Source organism: Pseudomonas fortuita (assembly GCF_026898135.2).
GTDB lineage: Bacteria > Pseudomonadota > Gammaproteobacteria > Pseudomonadales > Pseudomonadaceae > Aquipseudomonas > Aquipseudomonas fortuita.
In genome coordinates this window covers 3,117,308-3,134,368 of record NZ_CP114035.2, presented here as the reverse complement: position 1 = coordinate 3,134,368, position 17,061 = coordinate 3,117,308, and the positions used below count along the sequence as shown (strand labels likewise).

Below are 17,061 nucleotides of genomic sequence, written 5' to 3'. Positions count from 1 at the left end.
GGACCTCAAGCTGTTGAGCACGTTCGGCCAGCCCGCTACTCGCCCCCCCAAACACGGTGCTATCCACGGTTCAATCACTCGCTCGAATACTGTCGGAAAAATACGCTTTTCCAAGGCTTCCGCGCTCGGTCCGGTTAAGGCTCTGTTTTGTCTACTTGTAGATTTTCGCTCGAACTCTAGAGCAAAAAACAACAGCTGACAGTTACGTATCTGGGCAGCGGGCATTAATGTCAGATATACCTCCACCTAGGCTCTGTTGTTCCTGCAACCAATCCCGCTCCCACCTGTAAACCACAAGCCTCAGTTTCACGCGCTAGCTGTGGGAACGGCGATCGTCCTTTCCAAAGGGACTGCGCAATGCAAACAACCCCGTCAAACAAAACCCTCGAAGTACGTACCAACCCGCAACCCAGAAGCTGTCCCTTCTGAAGAGTTTGCTTCAACCGTGTACTCTCCAGTGGGATACCCGAAGCGCCACCTGACTTATGGACGAAGGTGACGCTAAGGCGGGCATCCCTTCCCGCCTCCATGAAAGCCTTTGCAGGTATCTGTTTTTCTTATTGCATGAATGGAGCCCCCGAGCCGTTCGCCGAGCGGAAGGCTCTGCCAAGCAAAAAGCTGCGCTCCCTTTAGCTACCGTGCGTCCTCACAGAAGCCGTGAATGGCTTGGCACGCCGCACGCAGCGACTCGTCATCCAGCGCATAAGCAATGCGCAGGTAGCCAGAAAGACCAAATGCGCTGCCCTGAACGACAGCCGCAGAGGCTGAGGCTTCCTGCCCCTTAGAGGCAATAGAACTCGCTAACCTCTGCAACCATCTCCCCCTTGGCATCATACAAGCGCGCCTCAGGTGTCAGCGCCATCGACCTTCCTTCCAGCACATAGCGCTGGCCTGCCTGAAAGTTCGCGTAAGGGACTGTCAGGTAACATTCGCGTACAGTCGTGCCGCCCATCAGGCTCAGCCCGCCGCCACCGCCCACTTCATAGTCAAACCTGACGATCAGCTCATGGCGCCCGGGGCTCACTTGAAAGAAGCGGCCGTCGCGCAACCGTTGCTTATCCAGCCGTTCGGCCATCAGTAACCTGTCATTTGGAAATGGCACCGAGAAATCGACCCAGGCCATCTCAGGATTGGCGCTTGGCAGCGGCGACTGGCAACCTGTAACTGCCGTGATTGCCAATAAAAGCATCATTGTGCGCATGATCGGTGCACCTGGGGCTGGGGCTTTCAGGATACCGCCAACCAGCACTCCATATCCTGCCAAAGAGGTCCGTTCTGCCATTTCACAGGTAAACACGGCCGCAGGCGCGCAAGTGGGCTGCACAATTTCGGCTGCGCCGGTATGGTCAGGGTTCTGATATCGAACTGCATCGGAGGCAGTCATGACAACCCTCTTTCGCATCAGCGTGCTGGTGTTGGTCGCAGGCATGTTGCTGGGCGATATCCTGCTTGCCAGTGTCGGCCTGGCGGCCGTGTGCGGGGTTGCCGTGTACAGCAACATCCAGCAGGACAAGCAGCCGGCTTGCCCTGCAGACTCGGAGTTTCTGGCCTGATGGCTCACGCCAGAGCAGCGGCTCTCCGACGCCCACCTGCGCGGTAATACCCGTCTACGCTTGTGCCGAACTTTTCAGCTATCGAGGGATGAGGTTTACTCATGGGCAAGGTGCTGTCATCGCGTATCGGCCTGCGTGGCCTGGTTCTTGGCTTTGTCCTGCTCGCCGTGCTGAGTACCCTGTGCAACAGCCTGATCACGGCCTACAGTGTGCAACGCGATGCGCTGGTGCATTCGGCATTGGAGGCCAACCGTGCCTATGCCTTCAAGGTCGCCTCGAGCATCGATCAGTTTCTGTACTCGGTCAATGAGCGCCTGAAGTACAGCACACAACGCCTGGGCAGCGACTTTGCCAATCGAGCGTTGCTCGAGGAAGAAGCGCACCGCCTGCAGGCCCAGGATTCAGAGTTGAACACCGTGCTGATCACCGACCCTGCGGGCCGGGTGCTGCAGGCTTACCCGCCTGCGGTGCCGATCGGTTCGACGGTCAGCTCCGACGAACTGCACGAAGCGCTCAACGTGCGTCGCCCCATGGTCAGCCAGGCGTTTACCTCAACCAACGGCAAGCTGATCGTCTTCGTCTCCCAGCCTGTCTTCAGCCCCACAGGCGAGTATCTCGGTCTGGTCGGCGGCTCCGTGGTCTTGCAACAGCGTGGCGTGATGCATTCTTTGATTGGTGAACATCACCTTGATGGCGCGTTTGCCTTTGTCGCCGATGGCAACCGCCGGTTGCTGTACCACCCCGATCAGCAACGAATCGGTGAAGTGCTCGGCTGGAGCGAAACGGTGGACAAGGCCTTGGTCGGTGACAGCGGCACGCTGGAGACGGTCAACTATCATAAGGTGCCGATGCTCGCCGGGTTCGCTCACGTGCAGGGCTCCAACTGGGCCGTGGTTGTCCAGCAACCCCGGGAACAGGCACTGGCGCCACTGGGCAAGCTGATGCGCGACATGCTGATCAGGATCATCCCGGCTGGGGTGATCGGTCTGGTCCTGATACTGCTCGGCGTGATGCTGATCACTCGCCCATTGCGCGCGCTGGCCGGCCATGCCACCGACCTTTCGACCCCGAATGCAACGGCTGAACTATCAGCCATCAACGCCTGGTATGCCGAGGCCGCGGCGATCCGCCAGGCGCTGGTATTACAGTCGCAACAGCTGCAACAGAAAATCGGCAGCTTGAACGCCGCGGCCGACACCGACCCGCTCACCGGCCTGGCCAACAGGCGCGCGATGAACGCGGCCCTTCAGGGGCTGGACGCAAGCCAACAGGTGTATTCGGCACTGGCGTTGGACGTCGACCATTTCAAGCGGGTGAACGACAACTTTGGTCACGATGTCGGTGACCTGGCCTTGCAGAGGGTGGCCCAAGTAATCCGCGACTGTACCCGGGCCGGGGACCTGCCGTGCCGTGCCGGTGGCGAAGAGTTCTGCCTGCTACTGCCGAACACCGCGCTGAACACGGCCTGCGAGGTCGCCGAGCGGATCCGCACCACGCTCAGCGCTGCCGCTGTGTCGGAGATCGGCACGTTGACCATTTCCATCGGTGTGGCCAGTCGCAGTGCACACACCCCCAACGCTACGGCCATCCTCAAGCGTGCCGACGAACGCCTGTACCTGGCCAAGCAGAATGGACGTAATCAGGTCGTGGCTGAAGATCGCCTGACGCTCTGATGCGTCATTGAAATACGGCACTTGTCAGCAGCAGTTCTTGAGTAAAGCATTTACGGTCAACGTCAGCGTTTCGAGTGTGAAGGGTTTTGTCAGCACAGCCGTGTTGGGCTCGAGCTGGGCATTGTCCAGTATCTTTGGCTGCGCATACCCGGTCATGAACAGGACTGGCAGGCCAGGCCTGATGCTGCGGCCAGTATTGGCCATCTGCCTGCCGTCAGTGCCTCCTGGCAGGCCGATGTCTGTGACAAGCAGATCGATGCGGGTATCCGAGCGGAGCAACTGCAGGCCAGCCAGACTATCCGTGGCCTCAATGACAATGTATCCGCAGCTACCCAGCGACTCGCTCACAAACATGCGCACGGAGGGTTCATCGTCGACGACCAGGACCGTTTCGCCTGAGGAGGTCAGCTCTGATTCAGGCAATGGCTCGGTACGACCTGCCGCATCCACCTCAACCTTGAGGCTGGGTAGCTGCAGATACACGCGGGCGCCTCGGCCCACTTGGGATTCGATCCGAACCTGCCCGCCTGACTGTTTGGCGAAACCATAGATCATGGACAGGCCGAGCCCTGTACCCGCCCCTACAGGTTTGGTGGTAAAGAATGGCTCGAATGCACGCGCTAGCGTCTCAGTGCTCATCCCTACCCCGTCATCGGCTACACAGACGGTGAAGTACGTGCCGGGTGCCAGTTCAGGATCGAGCGCGTCCCCTTGTACCAGCTCCTCGTTGTACGTCTTGATGGAGATCGATCCTCCACCTTCCAATGCGTCGCGAGCGTTGATGCATAAATTCAGCAGTGCGTTCTCGACCTGAGCCGGATCGACCAGACAGGTGCTTGATTTTGCCTGGAGCTCGACCTTGAGTTGGATCGCTGGCCCGACCGTCCTGCGTATCAGCTCCTCCATGTCGCTGATCAGGGTGTTGACATCGGTATGCACAGGCATCAGCGTCTGGCGGCGTGAAAAGGCCAAGAGCCGGTGGGTCAGGGACGCGGCCCTTTGTGCCGCACCATGTGCCACTGTCAGGTAACGTTCTACGTCAGCAATACGGCCCTGCTTCAAGCGAAGCTTGATCAAATCAAGGCTTCCCGTGATGCCCGCAAGCAGGTTATTGAAGTCGTGAGCGATACCCCCGGTCAGTTGGCCGACCGCCTCCATTTTCTGCGATTGACGTAGCGCTGCGTGCGCCGCCTCTCGCTCGGCCACGGCTTGTTCAATCTTCGCTTCCAGCGTGCGGTTAAGCTCCAGCAACTCCGACTCGGCATTTTTGCGCGCGGTGACATCGATGGACGAGCCAATCAGCCCCATGACCTCGCCTGCTTCGTCGCACAGTGGCGCTTTGACAGAAAGCCAGTAAGTAGCCGTGCCGTCCGGCATGTCGACGCGCTCTTCGATCTGAACGGCTTTCCCGCCATGCATGACGAGCCGATCGGTTTCCATTATCTGCCGTGCTTGAGCTTTGTCTTCCAGAAACTCCAGGTCGGTTTTGCCCAGGTAAAGCTCTGGTGGTTTGCCAACCAGTTGGGTGACACCATCATTCGCAACGATTAGCCGCCCCTCGCGATCTTTTGCGTAGACAACACCGGGAACGGCCGCCGTGAATGTCCGAAGCAAGGCTGACATCCTGTCACGCTCAGCCTCGGCTGAACGGCGTGACTCAACGTCCATGAGAATGCCGGGGAACCGCACAGCCTGACCTTCCTCGTCAAGCTCGGCTCTTCCATTGGCCTCGATCCAGCGGTAGCTGCCATCATGCTGCCTGACACGGTATTCACACCGGAAGCCCCCCCCGCGGCCCATCGCCTCCTGGATATCGGCAGAGACACGATCTCGATCGTCCGGGTGAATCGAGGCGAAAGCTTCCTCGATTGGAATACCCGCCATGCATTTATCTGCAGGCAGTCCGAAAGATCGCGAGAATCGCTCATCCGCAGTCACCTGGTTGGGCCGAATATCCCACACCCACGTTCCAATGATGGCGCCAGCATCAAGCGCCAACTGTAGACGCTCCAACGCGGTCGTTGGAAAAGCAGACTCCTGATTGGTTAATGCGGGAGCATCCAGGTCTCCTGAAGAGCCGGCGGCTTCGCGATCCATAATTGCCTCTTTTCTAATGCACTGAACGACAGGCCAATGGATGCGATTCTAGAGCGTGATGCCTGGCAATAGCGAGCAAAGTCCTTCGCCGGATCTGTTTTCATTTTAGGAGCTCCCGAAACGCCGTGCCTCGCGAACCGGCAGGCATCGGCCAGCGTCATGGGTTTATAGCGGTCCGCCATCAAGCCTGCACACCAACCGCGCAGCCAGTGCCCACGTTTTGCAAGCGTTGCGCCAGCAGCCAGGTAAAGGCCAGCACCGGGATCAGCGCACAGCCTGCCGCCAGCCATAACAGTACGCCGAAGCCCTCACTGACCAGTTGCCCGGCCAGGGCCGGACCTGCCATGGAGCTCAGCGCAAAGGCGCCTGGAATCAGCATGATCGAACGACCGCTGCGGTCCAGGCGTGCAATCGCTGCGGTCTGATAGACACAACCCCAGGTAAAGCCCACTTCCCAGATCCAGGCGCCGGCGGCATACATCAAAAAGCCTTCGGCATTGCCCAGTAACAGCAGCCCGGTACCCAGCACCGCGAGAACGATCAGATGGGGGACGCGTACGCCCAGGCGGTCACCCACCACGGCCAAGGCAAGCGCCGCTGCGCCGCCCAGCAGTTTCAGCACGGCGAAGACGATACCCAGTTCCGCTGGCTGCAGCGCCAGGCCATGGCCCAAGCGTTCGAGAAACGCCCATAGGCCTATCTGCCCGGCGCCGAAAAGGAAGAAAAACGCCAACGCAGCATAAGCCGCCGGCGGGAACCTGAAGCGTGCCAGCAACGAATCGGCTTGCCCCTGCTGCGCTTCGTGAATGAATTCCTGACGCCTGGGCAACGCCAGCGCGCTTAGGCTCAACAGCAGAATGATCGCAGCCAGCATCAAGGCCGCGCCGGTGTAATGGAAATACGCAATTACCAGCGACGGCAAGGCAAACAGCACTGCGGCTACCACGCCCAGTTCAATACCCAGGCGCATGCCCAGGGCGCGTTCCTTGTTGGCCATTTCACCCATGATGCGCATACCCAGGCAAGTCATCAGCGCAGCAAAAAAGCCGATCACCGCCCACAGCCACGACTGGACCGCAGGCGGCAGCCAGGACGACATACCATATGCCGCCGCAGCGCCAAACGCACACCCCAGGGTCAACCAGCGCCAGTTCATGCGATCGATCAGCACCACTGCCAACAGCGTGCCGAGCAGGTAGCCGGCAAAACACACCGAGCCCAGCAGGCCGATCTGTTCGACAGTAAAGCCCAGGCTATCGACCATCGACCCGAGCAGGATAGGCAAGGTATTGAATGGCAAGCCGCCAATCGTCGAAGCGAAGCTGGCGGCCAGCATGATCGCCAGTGTATTTCGGCCACTCATGTTCATTGCTCTCTCCTGCTCGGGCGGCTTTCAGCGCTGGCCGACGGTAATGATTTCGCGCCGCTCGGCCATGGTGGCCGGCACGCTGGTTTCGTCCATGAAAAACTGCTCGTACCATTCACGCAGTTGATAGACCGGGCCATCGCCTTCGGCCAGGACCGGGTTGTTCACCCGAATCTTGTGCGCCCAGATATCCACGTCCTGGTAGAAGGATTCGCGGTTGCGCATCACATAGTCCTTGGCCATTTCCCGATTTTGTTCTTCGCTCCACCCCGGCACTTTCTTCACCATGCAGCCAAAACGCAGCTCAAAACTGTTGGCGGTGATCGGCACATGGCAGTTGAGCAGGATCGAGTGGATCTCCATGCCCTCAAAAACTGCCCGCATCCGGGTAAAGTGCGTGGCTGGTCCGTAGTACGCCGACTCGGCCACCAGATCACCGCCCAGGCGCTCGGAGTCACCATGGAAAATCTGCTGGGCAATGTGGCCTTCGAAGACGTTGGCGAAATACTTGGTTGGCGTGCCATGAACCGGACCGAAGTGCTGGGCATCTGCCAGGTTATCGACCAGTTCGCGTGGGTTGGTCTCGATAATCAGCTTGTCCATGTGCCAGTCGTGCAGCCATTCGTCACTGTCCTGTTCCGGCAGATGAGGAATCACAACACCGTCTGCCGGCGCCTTGCCTTCCGGGTTGTTCCAGACAAACAGAAGGTTGTTTTCTTCACACGTCAGCCAGCTGTGGGTCTTGGCTTTCGGCGGGATACGTTTGCAGTACGGGATCTCCACGCACTTGCCGCTGGCATCGTACTGCCAGTGATGAAAGGGGCATACCACCCGGTCATTTTCCAGGGTGCCGCGCGAGAGGTCAGCGCCCATATGCGGGCAATGGGCATCAATGACGCTGATCTGGCCGCTGGAAGTCGCAAATGCCAGCAAGCGCGTGCCGAAGATATTCAGGGTGTGCAGCTGGCCATCACGGTAGTCGGCCGCTTCACCCAGGCAGTGCCAGCCTCGGCCGAAGCGCGGGGCCAGAGCAGTTTCGACATTGATTGCTGCGAGCTTGGTCATTGTTATTGTTCCTCGTGTGAAAATCCCCGGTAACTTGCCCGGTCAATCTTCACCGAGCAGCCGCCGGTGCTCATCCTCCGCATGGACTAGATGAGCACCACGAGTACTTCTTCAGCCAGTGTTCATCGCCAGTTGGCGACGATGCCGTGCTCCAGCGCAAACGCCTGCGCGGCGATGGTGCGCCGTTGAAAGCGCGCGGCCTGATCGTGGGTGGCCAGCCACACCATCACCTCTGCCGGCACCTGGGGAGGCGCAGTGCCGATGCGCATGGCCAGCACGCCGTTCTCACCGATCGTGGCCTTCAGCGCGTCAGTGGTGACCACCCCCGGATTGAGCGTGAAGGCGCGAATCCCCTGCTCGCCCAGTTCGGCTGCAAGCACCCCCGAGACCCTGGAGACCGCAGCCTTGCCGGCACCGTACGCATAGCCCCAGCCACCGTCGACGGCGGCCACAGGCGGGTCGCCTTCACCGGCACCGGAGGTGACGTTGATCACCACCCCGGCGCCCCGTTCGAGCATGCCGGGCAACACGGTCTGGGTCAGCAACAGCGGCGCCAGCACATAACCCTGGAATACCCGCTGCATGGTCTGCGGCTGCAGCGACATGAATGCGCTGTTGAGGTCGTGACCCTGGTAGATGGCGTTGTTTATCAGCACATCGATGCGCCCGAGCGCCGCCAGTACTGCCTGCCCGGCGGCCAGTACCGAGGCGCTGTCGAGCAGATCCATAGGCACCACCAACGCCTTGCGCCCCAAGGCGCGGATCGCGGCTGCCGTACTGTTGAGGCTGCCCGCCAGGGGCACGCCCTGGGCATCGCACAGCCGATGCACTGTGCTTGCGCCCTCCTCAACAGTGCGGGCACTGATCGCCACATCGAACCCGGCCCGGGCAAAGGCCAATGCCGTCTCGCGCCCGATACCGCGGCTTGCCCCGGTAATGAATGCCACTTTGGTCATTGTTGTTCTCACGTGTACATAGGCTAGAAACGTGCCGGACGAACCATGGCATCCATACCGCCATCTACAAACATCACAGTGCCGTGGACAAAACTGGCTTGAGTCGACTGCAAGAATGCCACGACCTGGGCGATCTCCTCAGGGTTGCCGGCGCGCCCCAGCGGTGCGACAAACTCACGGACCGCCTTGGCAAAGCGTGGATCGTTCAGAGACGCCTGGTGCAACGGTGTCTCGACTGCCCCAGGCGCCACCACATTCAGGCGTATGCCTTGTTTTGCCCAGGCAACCGCCTTGCTACGGGCATTGCAGGTCACGGCGTATTTGGAACTGGCATAGGCCACATGGGACTGCCCCAACGTATTGGCGTGTTCCAGCGCCAGCGCTTCGTTGCCGGCCAGCATGGCCGCAATCATCGGCTGCTGATCCGGGTTCACATGGGTGGCGGCAATCGATCCGATCACTACAGCGGCTGGCCTTTCGCCTTTGGCCAGTGCATCGGCCAGGCCGTCAAGCAGCTCACAGACACCAAAGTAGTTGACCGACACGATAGTACTGGATTCCGCGCTGGAGCCGACCCCGGCGCAGCACACCAGGCCGTCGAGCACCCCGTCGCAGTGCTCGAGCACCTCACTGATGGCGGCCTGGCGCCCGCTTGCGCTGGACAGGTCGGCAATCACCTCGGCATTTGCCCGGTCGATGCCGATGGTGCGGTGCCCGGCGGCGCGTAGCGCCTGGCAGACTGCCGCACCGATACCGGATGCAGAACCGCTGACCGCTGTAACTGGCATAACGTTGCTCCTTGTTGAATGGTGGTGCTGGCTAGTATTGGTGCCGCGCAAACCCCACAACATCGTCCGCACGGACTAAAACGCCCCGGCCTTGCAAACAGGACCGGGGCGTTCGGGTAAGCGGGGCGAAGGTCAGGCGCTATTGCGCGCCGGGGTGGCCAGCTTCAACACCGGTTTTTCCGGCTTGTCGTTTGGCAGTGCTGCCAGTTTGGGCTTTCCCAAGGCAACCACACTGTTGAGAATGATGCGCACCAACTCCGTCTGGCGGCGCACACCCGTCTTTGAAAAGATCGAGCGCAAATGCGCCCGTGCGGTGTTGCGGCGCACATTCAATACTTCGGCGGCCTCTTCAAGCGACAGGCCGTTAGCCAGCTCCATGGCCAGTGCGGTTTCGGCCCGGGTCAGGTTGAACAGTTGCTTGGTTACCGTTTCGCTAGCCATAGAGCGGCCAACCGCGTCGCGGATGTATACCACCACCGCAGGTTTGCTCTTACCCTCGGCCCAGTCCTGGGTCGGAATGGCCTCGATCACTACCCCCAGGTTGACCTGGCCCGATGGCCTGGCCACCGACATCGCTTCGGCCGCAGTGCTGACCTTTTCGCTATTGACGTCACGCGCGAAGGCATTGCGTACCAGGCGCTGCAGTTCGCGGTTGTCGCTGGGATAGGTGGCTTCAAGGCGCCCACCCACCAGTTTCAGGCCGTCCGCCTGTTCCAGCAGTTCGCTGGCCACCGGGTTGAGGCGCAGCACGCTGCCACTCTGGTCAAGCACGATGGTGGCCACTGACAGGCGGCTGATGGCCTGGGCATACAGCTCGCTGATCGACTCGCTGCGATCGAGCAGGTTGTGCACGTGCATCGCACGGCGCAAATGCGGCAGGATCATTTCACACAGGGTGCGCTCGGAGGCGGTGAATTTCAGCGCGGCTTTGGGCCGGGTAATGCGAAACCGCAGCTTGCCGCCATCGGGAGTTGAAACGTCGGCACCCATGATGTGGTAGGTGTCGTGCACGGTACCGTAGGTCTTGTAGTAGACCGAATTGGCCCACTCGGCTTCGGTCATCAGGTCTTCGACGGTGAACACCTGGTCCATCGGCGGGTTGCTGAAGGGGGTAACAGCTTGTGGGTAGGCCCAGTAACTCACCTCCCCCTCGCCTTCGATGTCACCGACGACAATCATCAGGCCCAGGTCAGGTTGCTCTGGCACTCGCAAGATCAAGGTGACGTAATTGGCCTGATACAGGCTGCGTACGTGGCGCAAGGTCTTGGCCATCAACTTGTGGTTCAGCGAGCCGTCATAGAACTCGCCGATGAGCGTGTCATATTCAGCCAGCTCCATACCCATTTCTGCCAGCGCTCCAAACCCCACGGTGGAATTTCCCATCGCCCGTCTCCTCGCGGGGCACAGCCCAGGCCGTGCCCGCTTTTATTGTTATGATTCAAACACGTGCGCGCGCGCTGCACGGTTCGCTTTGACCGCAACCAGGGGTTTGCCGAGGTTGAACCAGGCGGCCAAGGCCGGCAGCAGGAAAATTGCCCCAAGTACATTGACCAGAAACATGAACGATAGCAAGACCCCCATATCGGCCTGAAATTTCAGCGGTGCAAAGGCCCAGGTGCACACCCCGATCGCCATGGTCAGGGCAGTGAAAACGGCCGCTGTTCCGCGTTGGCACATGGCCTGGTAGAACGCGTGGCGCAGGTTGGCGCCCTCGGCCATTTCGTGCTGGATCCGCTCATACAGGTAAATGCCGTAGTCAACCCCGACGCCAACCCCAAGCGCCATCACCGGCAGGGTCGCCACCTTCAACCCGATGCCAAGCATGGCCATCAGTGCATTGCACAGTACCGCCACGATGGCCAGCGGCACCAGGATGCACAACACCGCGCGCAACGATTTGAAGGTCAACCAGCAGAACAACAGCACCGAGCCAAACAACGCCACCAGCATCAGCACTTCGGCGCGCTTGACCGCATCATTGGACGCCGCCATTACCCCCACATTGCCACCGCCGAGAAAGAACCTGATTTCCGGCACCTGGACCTGGGCAATGATCCGCTTGGCCTCCTGGACCACATGCGAGACCGTGGCGCCATCGTGATCGGTGAGAAACACCAGAATCTGCATCTGCTGGCAGCCATCGGTCACCAGGCCGTCCTCGGGCATGTAGGCACGGGCACCTTGACTCAAGCCCCGGGCCGACCCAGGAATGGCCGCCCAACGTGGGTTGCCTTCGTTGTTGCCGGCAATCACCGTCTTGCCAAAGCCGGCCACCGACTGCACCGACTGCACGCCGGTGACGCTGCGCATCTGGAAGTCGAAGGCTTCCACCGCACGCATCACCGACGGTGACAGGCACGCCTCTTCCAGCCCCTGAGCCCGGACAAACACCGCCAGCACATCCAGGCCGATGGAGTAGCTGCTGACAATTTTCGTGTTGTCCTGGTTGTAACGTGACTCGGCGCGCAACTCTGGCGCGCCAGCACCGATGTCACCGACTTCCAGCTGCCGGGCCTTGAGCACCGCCACGCTCAGCAACATCAGGCTGAGCGCCAGCACCGCCAGGGCCGGGCGCGGTTCGGCCAGCGCCGACAAGCGCCACCACAGCGGGTGCCTTCCCTGCTGCTGGACGCACTCCTTGCTCAGCACACTACGCTCCAGGCGCAGGTAGGAAATAATGATCGGCAACATCAGCTTGTTGGTGATGATCATCAGCATCACGCCGATACAGGCCGTGACCCCCAGTTCATGCACGATAGGGATGTCGATCAGCATGATCACGCCAAAGCCCAAGGCATTCATCAGCAACGCCAGGGAGCCAGGAATGAAGATCTTGCAAAAGGCCAGTTGCGCCGCCTGCAGCGAATCCTTGCCGGCCAGCACTTCCTGTTTCCAGGCATTGGTCATCTGCACGGCGTGCGAAACGCCAATGGAAAAAATCAGGAACGGCACCAGTATCGACATCGGGTCGATACCCAGGCCCATCAGCGGTAACAAGCCCAAAAGCCACACCACCGGCAGCAAAGCCACCAACAGCGCCACTACGGTCAGGCGCAACGAGCGTGAATAGAGCCACAGCAGCAGGCCGGTGATCAGGAAGGCGACGACAAAAAAGCCGATCACGGTCATCAGCCCTTCGACAACATCACCCACCAGCTTGGCGAAACCGACAATGTTGATCTCGATCTGATCGCTGCTGTACTTGTCGCGAATGTCCTCCAGACGCTTGGCGACTTCAACATAACTGACCGATTTGCCTGTTTGTGGGTCAACGTCCTGTAAATCGGCACGGACCATCGCCGACTTAAGGTCATTGGCCACCAGCCGCCCGACCTGCCCGGAGCGCGCGGCGTTGCTGCGCACCTGAGCCAGGTCTTCGGCGCTCGCGGTGAAGCGTGGCGGTACCACCACATCACCAAAAAAGCCTTCTTCGGTGATTTCGATGTAACGCACGTTGGCGGTGAACAGCGAGGTTACGCTGGCGCGGCTGACGCCGTTGATGAAGAACACATCGTCAGTCACCTTGCGCAGCGTGTCGAGAAACTCGGGGTTGTATATGTCGCCTTCGCCCTTCCATCTAACGCTCACCAGAAAGCGGTTAGCGCCGGTGAAGTACTGGCTGAATTCGAGGAAGTTGAGCATGTACTCATGCCGCACCGGGATCTGCTTGTTGAAGCCGGGGTCGAGCTGGGTGTGGGTAGCGCTGTAGCCCAGCCCCAGGGTCAGCAAAAGGAATACCGTCAACAGCAGTTTGCGTCGTGCCAACAGCAGGTCGGCGCAACGCTCGACCAAGCGCCCGGACCGCGCTTTAGCGTACTTCATGACTTTGCTCTCCTTTGCCCAGTGAGGCAACGCTGTTACCGTTCCCTTGGAAAACGCCCCGTTCACCGGCTACCAGCAACTGATCGGTGCCCACCACGATGGCTGAGGTCAAGGTGCCCAACCCCGGTTGCCGGGTGGTGCCGATCAAGCGGCCTTGTGCGTCCAGGCGCACCATCGAGCTGCCGCCGCCGACAATCAGTACGCCGCTGTGGTCTGGCAGCACAACATGGCCATAAAGCGGCTGGGTATTGCCGACCTTGATCGCCTGCCACTGCTCACCGAAGTTGTCGGTCACAAACACATGGCCGCGCATGCCGTAGGTCACCCAACGCTGGGCGCTCAGGCGAACCACGCCAAACAGTGAGCCGTTATAGAATGCCGGCAACTGTTGCCAATGCTGCCCGTTATCGGCGCTGCGCATGACCAGGCCCTGTTCGCCGACCAACATGCGTCGGCCATCGCTACCGCCATCCAGCGCATTGAGATGGGCACGGTCGACCTCCAGCGCCACCGCGCGCCAGCTGCGTCCGGCATTCTCAGACTGGTAGAACTTGCCGTAGCTGCCGAATACCACGACCTGCTCGCCACCGGCCGCCCATGCACCGAGCAACGGCTCGCCTGCTGCGGCATCAAATTGGACCTCTTGCCAGCTGCTGCCAGCGTCATTGGAGCGCAGAATCAGGCTGTCCTGGCCAACGGCTACCAATTGCTCGGGGTTCAACGCGGTCAAAGCCGTCAGGGAAATCTGGCGTTGCGGCTCGACCGTGGCTTGCTGCCAGGTGCGGCCGCGGTCATCGCTGATCAGGATGGTTCCGCGCTCACCCACCGCCACCTGACGGCTGCCCAGATTGAGCAGGCCGTTTATCTGCATGCGCTCGGTATTCAGCGTTGTCTGGGCGATGTTCAGCGCGCCGCGTGGGGTAAATGCCAGCGCAACGATTGCGGCGACCGTAATGCACACGAAATAGGCAATAAGCTTGGCGCATGGGCGACTGCGTGCAGCGACATCCAGGCGCTCGACAATAGACATACGGTCCACCCTCTTGTTCTTGTAGTCGTGAATCACCGCGCCACCCAGGCGCGGTGTCTGAGGTGTGTAGATAGTCCGTCTGCTCGACCTGCGGGACATCGTCCAAATGGCCTAACCCGGTGCCGATAGACAGAACCGCGGGTCAGTCCAGCTCGAACAGGCCCGCCGCGCCCATGCCCCCCCCGATGCACATGGCCACGACCACGTAGCGCACGCCGCGACGGCGCCCTTCCAGCAGGCCGTGACCGACCATGCGCGCACCCGACATGCCGAACGGGTGACCAATCGAAATAGCCCCACCGTTGACGTTCAGGCGCTCCGCAGAAATCCCCAGAGCGTCGCGGCAATGCAGGACCTGGCAGGCAAAGGCTTCGTTGATTTCCCATAACCCGATTTCGGCCACGCTCAAACCGAAGCGTTTGAGCAGTTTGGGCACCGCCAGCACCGGGCCGATGCCCATTTCTTCCGGCGCGCAGCCGGCCACGGCGATGCCGCGATACGTCCCCAGCGGCTTCAGGCCACGCCGGGCGGCCTCGGCGCGGCTCATCAGCAAGCTGGCCGAGGCTCCGTCGGAGAACTGTGATGCGTTGCCGGCGGTGATGAACTCGCCCTGCTCGACCCATTGGCCGTTCTTCCACACGGGTTTCAACGCCGCCAGGTCTTCGAAGCGGGTTGAAGGACGGTTGCACTCGTCGCGATCGGCAACCACCTGCTCATGGCCATCGGGCTGGCCTTCCTTGTCAAAGCGCAGCTTGCGCACTTGCAGCGGTACGATTTCTTCGTCGAACAGGCCATCGCGCTGGGCCACCGCGGTGCGCTGCTGACTTTGCAGGGAGTAGTCGTCCTGGGCCGCGCGGCTGATGCCGTAGCGCTGGGCAACGATCTCGGCGGTTTCGATCATCGGGATGTAGGCGCTTGGCATACACGCCAGCACCGCCTCCGACTGGTTGCGGTAGGTGTTCTTGTGCTTGTTCTGGGTCAGCGACAGCGACTCGACACCGCCGCCGATGGCAATGCTCATTTCACCGAGCAGAATGTTCTTCGCCGCCATGCCGATACTGATCAGCCCTGAAGCGCACATCCGGTCAAGTGCCATGCCCGGCACGCTGTCGGGCAAACCGCCGGTGTAGGCGCATAGCCTGCCAATGTTGTAGCCCTGGGTGCCCTGCTGTACTGCAGCGCCCATGATCACGTCATCTACCGCGCCAGGCTCGATACCTGCACGCTCGACCACCGCGCGTACCACATGGCCGCCAAGCACCGGGGCTTCGGTGTCGTTGAAAGAGCCGCGAAAGGATTTGCTCATTGCAGTACGGGCAGTCGCTACGATTACAACGTCTTGCTTGTCCATGAACAGCCTCACTCGGTGACGGGATTGAAGGTGTAACGGCTGATGGTGTCGACCACGCAGCCAGGGCGTTCGGCGCCCTCGATCTCGACGCTGATGCGCACCACCAGCTGAACTGCGCTGCCGATCAGCTCGGCACTGATGACCTGCCCTCGGCCGCGTACCCGCGCACCGACTTTCACCACGGCGGGGAAACGCACGCGGTCGGTGCCGTAGTTCACCCCCATGGCCATGTTGTCGATGCTCATCAACTGCGGCATGAACAGGTTGGCCAGGGCCAGGGTCAGGTAGCCATGGGCGATGCACGCCCCGAACGGGCCATTGGCGGCGCGCTCAGGGTCGACATGTATCCACTGCTGATCGCCAGTGGCTTCGGCGAACAGATTGACCCGCGCCTGGGTCAGCTGCAGCCAGTCGGTGACGCCCAGGTCCAGGCCCTGGGCCTTGAGCATTTGCTCGGCGCTACAGAATCGGGTGCTCATGGGGTGCCCTCAAGCCTGTTGTGAACTGACCGACAGCACTTCGCCGACCATGTAGGAGGCGTAATCGCTGGCCAGGAGGATCATGACGTTGGCGACTTCCCACACTTCAGCGGCGCGGCCAAAGGCTTCACGATCGGCCAGTTTGGCCAGCAGTTCTTCGCTGCTGGCTTTCTTGAGAAATTCGTGCAAGGCAATCGACGGCGACACGGCGTTGATGCGCACCCCGCTTTCGGCGGCTTCCAGCGCACTGCAGCGGGTCAGCGCCATGACCCCGGCCTTGGCGGCGGCGTAGTGCGCCTGCTCTTTCTGCGCACGCCAGCCGAGTACCGAAGCGTTGTTGATGATCGCCCCGCTCCCTCGGCGCTCCATGTGCGGCAGCATCGCGCGGGTCATGCGGAAGGTGCCGGTGAGGGTCACATCAATTACCCGCAGCCATTCCTCGTCGCTCATCTCGGTGACCCGCCTGGAACCACCAAGGCCTGCGTTGTTGATCAGCACGTCGACGCCGCCAAGGGCCTGTTCGGCGGCGGCGACCAGGGCTTGCACCTCGGTTTCGACAGTGACGTTGCACAGCTGGCCGTACACGGCCTGCAAGCCGGTGTCGGCCTTGAGCTGTTCCACCGCCTGCTCCAGGCGCCGGGGATGAACATCGGAAATCATCAGGGCGCGGCAGCCTTCTTCGGCGCAGCGCTTGGCCACGGCATAGCCGATGCCAGCGCCAGCGGCGGCAGTGATGAGCACGGATTTGCCAGCCAGCAACTGGTGGCCTGGCACATAAGGAGGGGCTTGTTTCACGCGGTATACCTCTGACAGAAAACAGGTTGTCGACAGGTATAAAGGCCGCAGGGGGCAGGCACATCGTCAAAACGGACGGGGTCGGT

Annotated in this window: 14 protein-coding genes; 2 read left to right on the top strand and 12 right to left on the bottom strand. The window is 60.9% G+C overall.

Annotation, left to right across the window (positions count from 1 at the left end; translation table 11 throughout):
- Positions 1-781: 781 nt before the first annotated feature.
- Positions 782-1,201: a PA0061/PA0062 family lipoprotein gene (locus OZ911_RS14365; protein WP_268968691.1), complete on the bottom strand. Its 420-nt coding sequence runs from the start codon at positions 1,199-1,201 to the stop codon at positions 782-784.
- Between the two features lie 181 nt (positions 1,202-1,382).
- Between OZ911_RS14365 and OZ911_RS14360 the strand changes: the two genes are divergently transcribed.
- Both OZ911_RS14360 and OZ911_RS14355 read left to right on the top strand, forming a co-directional pair.
- On the top strand, positions 1,383-1,553 hold the full coding sequence (locus OZ911_RS14360; RefSeq protein WP_023048117.1) for a hypothetical protein: 171 nt from the start codon (positions 1,383-1,385) through the stop codon (positions 1,551-1,553).
- A 101-nt stretch (positions 1,554-1,654) separates the two neighbouring features.
- A complete protein-coding gene (locus OZ911_RS14355; RefSeq protein ID WP_023048116.1) occupies positions 1,655-3,226 on the top strand; it encodes a sensor domain-containing diguanylate cyclase in 1,572 nt (523 codons plus the stop codon).
- Between the two features lie 24 nt (positions 3,227-3,250).
- Here the strand turns inward: OZ911_RS14355 and OZ911_RS14350 are convergent, their stop codons facing one another.
- From OZ911_RS14350 to OZ911_RS14300, 11 genes are all read right to left on the bottom strand, one after another.
- Positions 3,251-5,323: a hybrid sensor histidine kinase/response regulator gene (locus OZ911_RS14350; RefSeq protein WP_023048115.1), complete on the bottom strand. Its 2,073-nt coding sequence runs from the start codon at positions 5,321-5,323 to the stop codon at positions 3,251-3,253.
- A 181-nt stretch (positions 5,324-5,504) separates the two neighbouring features.
- Positions 5,505-6,692 (bottom strand): MFS transporter, encoded by a 1,188-nt coding sequence (locus tag OZ911_RS14345; RefSeq protein WP_016486865.1) that lies wholly within the window; start codon positions 6,690-6,692, stop codon positions 5,505-5,507.
- Between the two features lie 24 nt (positions 6,693-6,716).
- On the bottom strand, positions 6,717-7,754 hold the full coding sequence (locus tag OZ911_RS14340) for a 3-ketosteroid-9-alpha-monooxygenase, oxygenase component (protein WP_016486864.1): 1,038 nt from the start codon (positions 7,752-7,754) through the stop codon (positions 6,717-6,719).
- A gap of 122 nt (positions 7,755-7,876) precedes the next feature.
- The gene (locus OZ911_RS14335; RefSeq protein ID WP_268968683.1) at positions 7,877-8,710 is read right to left on the bottom strand and encodes an SDR family NAD(P)-dependent oxidoreductase; all 834 of its coding nucleotides are present in this window, start codon (positions 8,708-8,710) and stop codon (positions 7,877-7,879) included.
- A gap of 23 nt (positions 8,711-8,733) precedes the next feature.
- Complete coding sequence (locus OZ911_RS14330) at positions 8,734-9,498, bottom strand: SDR family oxidoreductase (protein WP_016486862.1); 765 nt, start codon at positions 9,496-9,498, stop codon at positions 8,734-8,736.
- Positions 9,499-9,630: 132 nt separating this feature from the next.
- Positions 9,631-10,881 carry a helix-turn-helix transcriptional regulator gene (locus OZ911_RS14325; RefSeq protein WP_016486861.1) on the bottom strand — a complete coding sequence of 417 codons (1,251 nt, stop codon included), beginning with the start codon at positions 10,879-10,881 and terminating at the stop codon, positions 9,631-9,633.
- Between the two features lie 48 nt (positions 10,882-10,929).
- The gene (locus tag OZ911_RS14320; protein ID WP_023049060.1) at positions 10,930-13,320 is read right to left on the bottom strand and encodes an efflux RND transporter permease subunit; all 2,391 of its coding nucleotides are present in this window, start codon (positions 13,318-13,320) and stop codon (positions 10,930-10,932) included.
- The gene (locus tag OZ911_RS14315; RefSeq protein WP_016486859.1) at positions 13,307-14,350 is read right to left on the bottom strand and encodes a WD40/YVTN/BNR-like repeat-containing protein; all 1,044 of its coding nucleotides are present in this window, start codon (positions 14,348-14,350) and stop codon (positions 13,307-13,309) included. Before OZ911_RS14315 ends, OZ911_RS14320 begins: the two co-directional genes overlap by 14 nt.
- Positions 14,351-14,492: 142 nt before the next feature.
- On the bottom strand, positions 14,493-15,701 hold the full coding sequence (locus OZ911_RS14310) for an acetyl-CoA C-acyltransferase (RefSeq protein WP_023049059.1): 1,209 nt from the start codon (positions 15,699-15,701) through the stop codon (positions 14,493-14,495).
- A gap of 8 nt (positions 15,702-15,709) precedes the next feature.
- Positions 15,710-16,180, bottom strand: a complete 471-nt coding sequence (locus tag OZ911_RS14305) for a MaoC family dehydratase (protein WP_031312466.1) — start codon at positions 16,178-16,180, stop codon at positions 15,710-15,712.
- Between the two features lie 9 nt (positions 16,181-16,189).
- Entirely contained in the window at positions 16,190-16,975 is a 786-nt protein-coding gene (locus OZ911_RS14300; protein WP_016486856.1) for an SDR family oxidoreductase, read from the bottom strand.
- Between the last annotated feature and the right edge of the window lie 86 nt (positions 16,976-17,061).

Bases quoted from the DNA above. Each gene is read 5' to 3' on its own strand.
- OZ911_RS14315 (WP_016486859.1), bottom strand. From the start codon at position 14,350: ATGTCTATTGTCGAGCGCCTGGATGTCGCTGCACGCAGTCGCCCATGC.
- OZ911_RS14320 (WP_023049060.1), bottom strand. From the start codon at position 13,320: ATGAAGTACGCTAAAGCGCGGTCCGGGCGCTTGGTCGAGCGTTGCGCC.
- OZ911_RS14345 (WP_016486865.1), bottom strand. From the start codon at position 6,692: ATGAACATGAGTGGCCGAAATACACTGGCGATCATGCTGGCCGCCAGC.
- OZ911_RS14350 (WP_023048115.1), bottom strand. From the start codon at position 5,323: ATGGATCGCGAAGCCGCCGGCTCTTCAGGAGACCTGGATGCTCCCGCA.
- OZ911_RS14335 (WP_268968683.1), bottom strand. From the start codon at position 8,710: ATGACCAAAGTGGCATTCATTACCGGGGCAAGCCGCGGTATCGGGCGC.
- OZ911_RS14310 (WP_023049059.1), bottom strand. From the start codon at position 15,701: ATGGACAAGCAAGACGTTGTAATCGTAGCGACTGCCCGTACTGCAATG.
- OZ911_RS14360 (WP_023048117.1), top strand. From the start codon at position 1,383: ATGACAACCCTCTTTCGCATCAGCGTGCTGGTGTTGGTCGCAGGCATG.
- OZ911_RS14365 (WP_268968691.1), bottom strand. From the start codon at position 1,201: ATGCGCACAATGATGCTTTTATTGGCAATCACGGCAGTTACAGGTTGC.
- OZ911_RS14330 (WP_016486862.1), bottom strand. From the start codon at position 9,498: ATGCCAGTTACAGCGGTCAGCGGTTCTGCATCCGGTATCGGTGCGGCA.
- OZ911_RS14305 (WP_031312466.1), bottom strand. From the start codon at position 16,180: ATGAGCACCCGATTCTGTAGCGCCGAGCAAATGCTCAAGGCCCAGGGC.
- OZ911_RS14340 (WP_016486864.1), bottom strand. From the start codon at position 7,754: ATGACCAAGCTCGCAGCAATCAATGTCGAAACTGCTCTGGCCCCGCGC.
- OZ911_RS14355 (WP_023048116.1), top strand. From the start codon at position 1,655: ATGGGCAAGGTGCTGTCATCGCGTATCGGCCTGCGTGGCCTGGTTCTT.
- OZ911_RS14325 (WP_016486861.1), bottom strand. From the start codon at position 10,881: ATGGGAAATTCCACCGTGGGGTTTGGAGCGCTGGCAGAAATGGGTATG.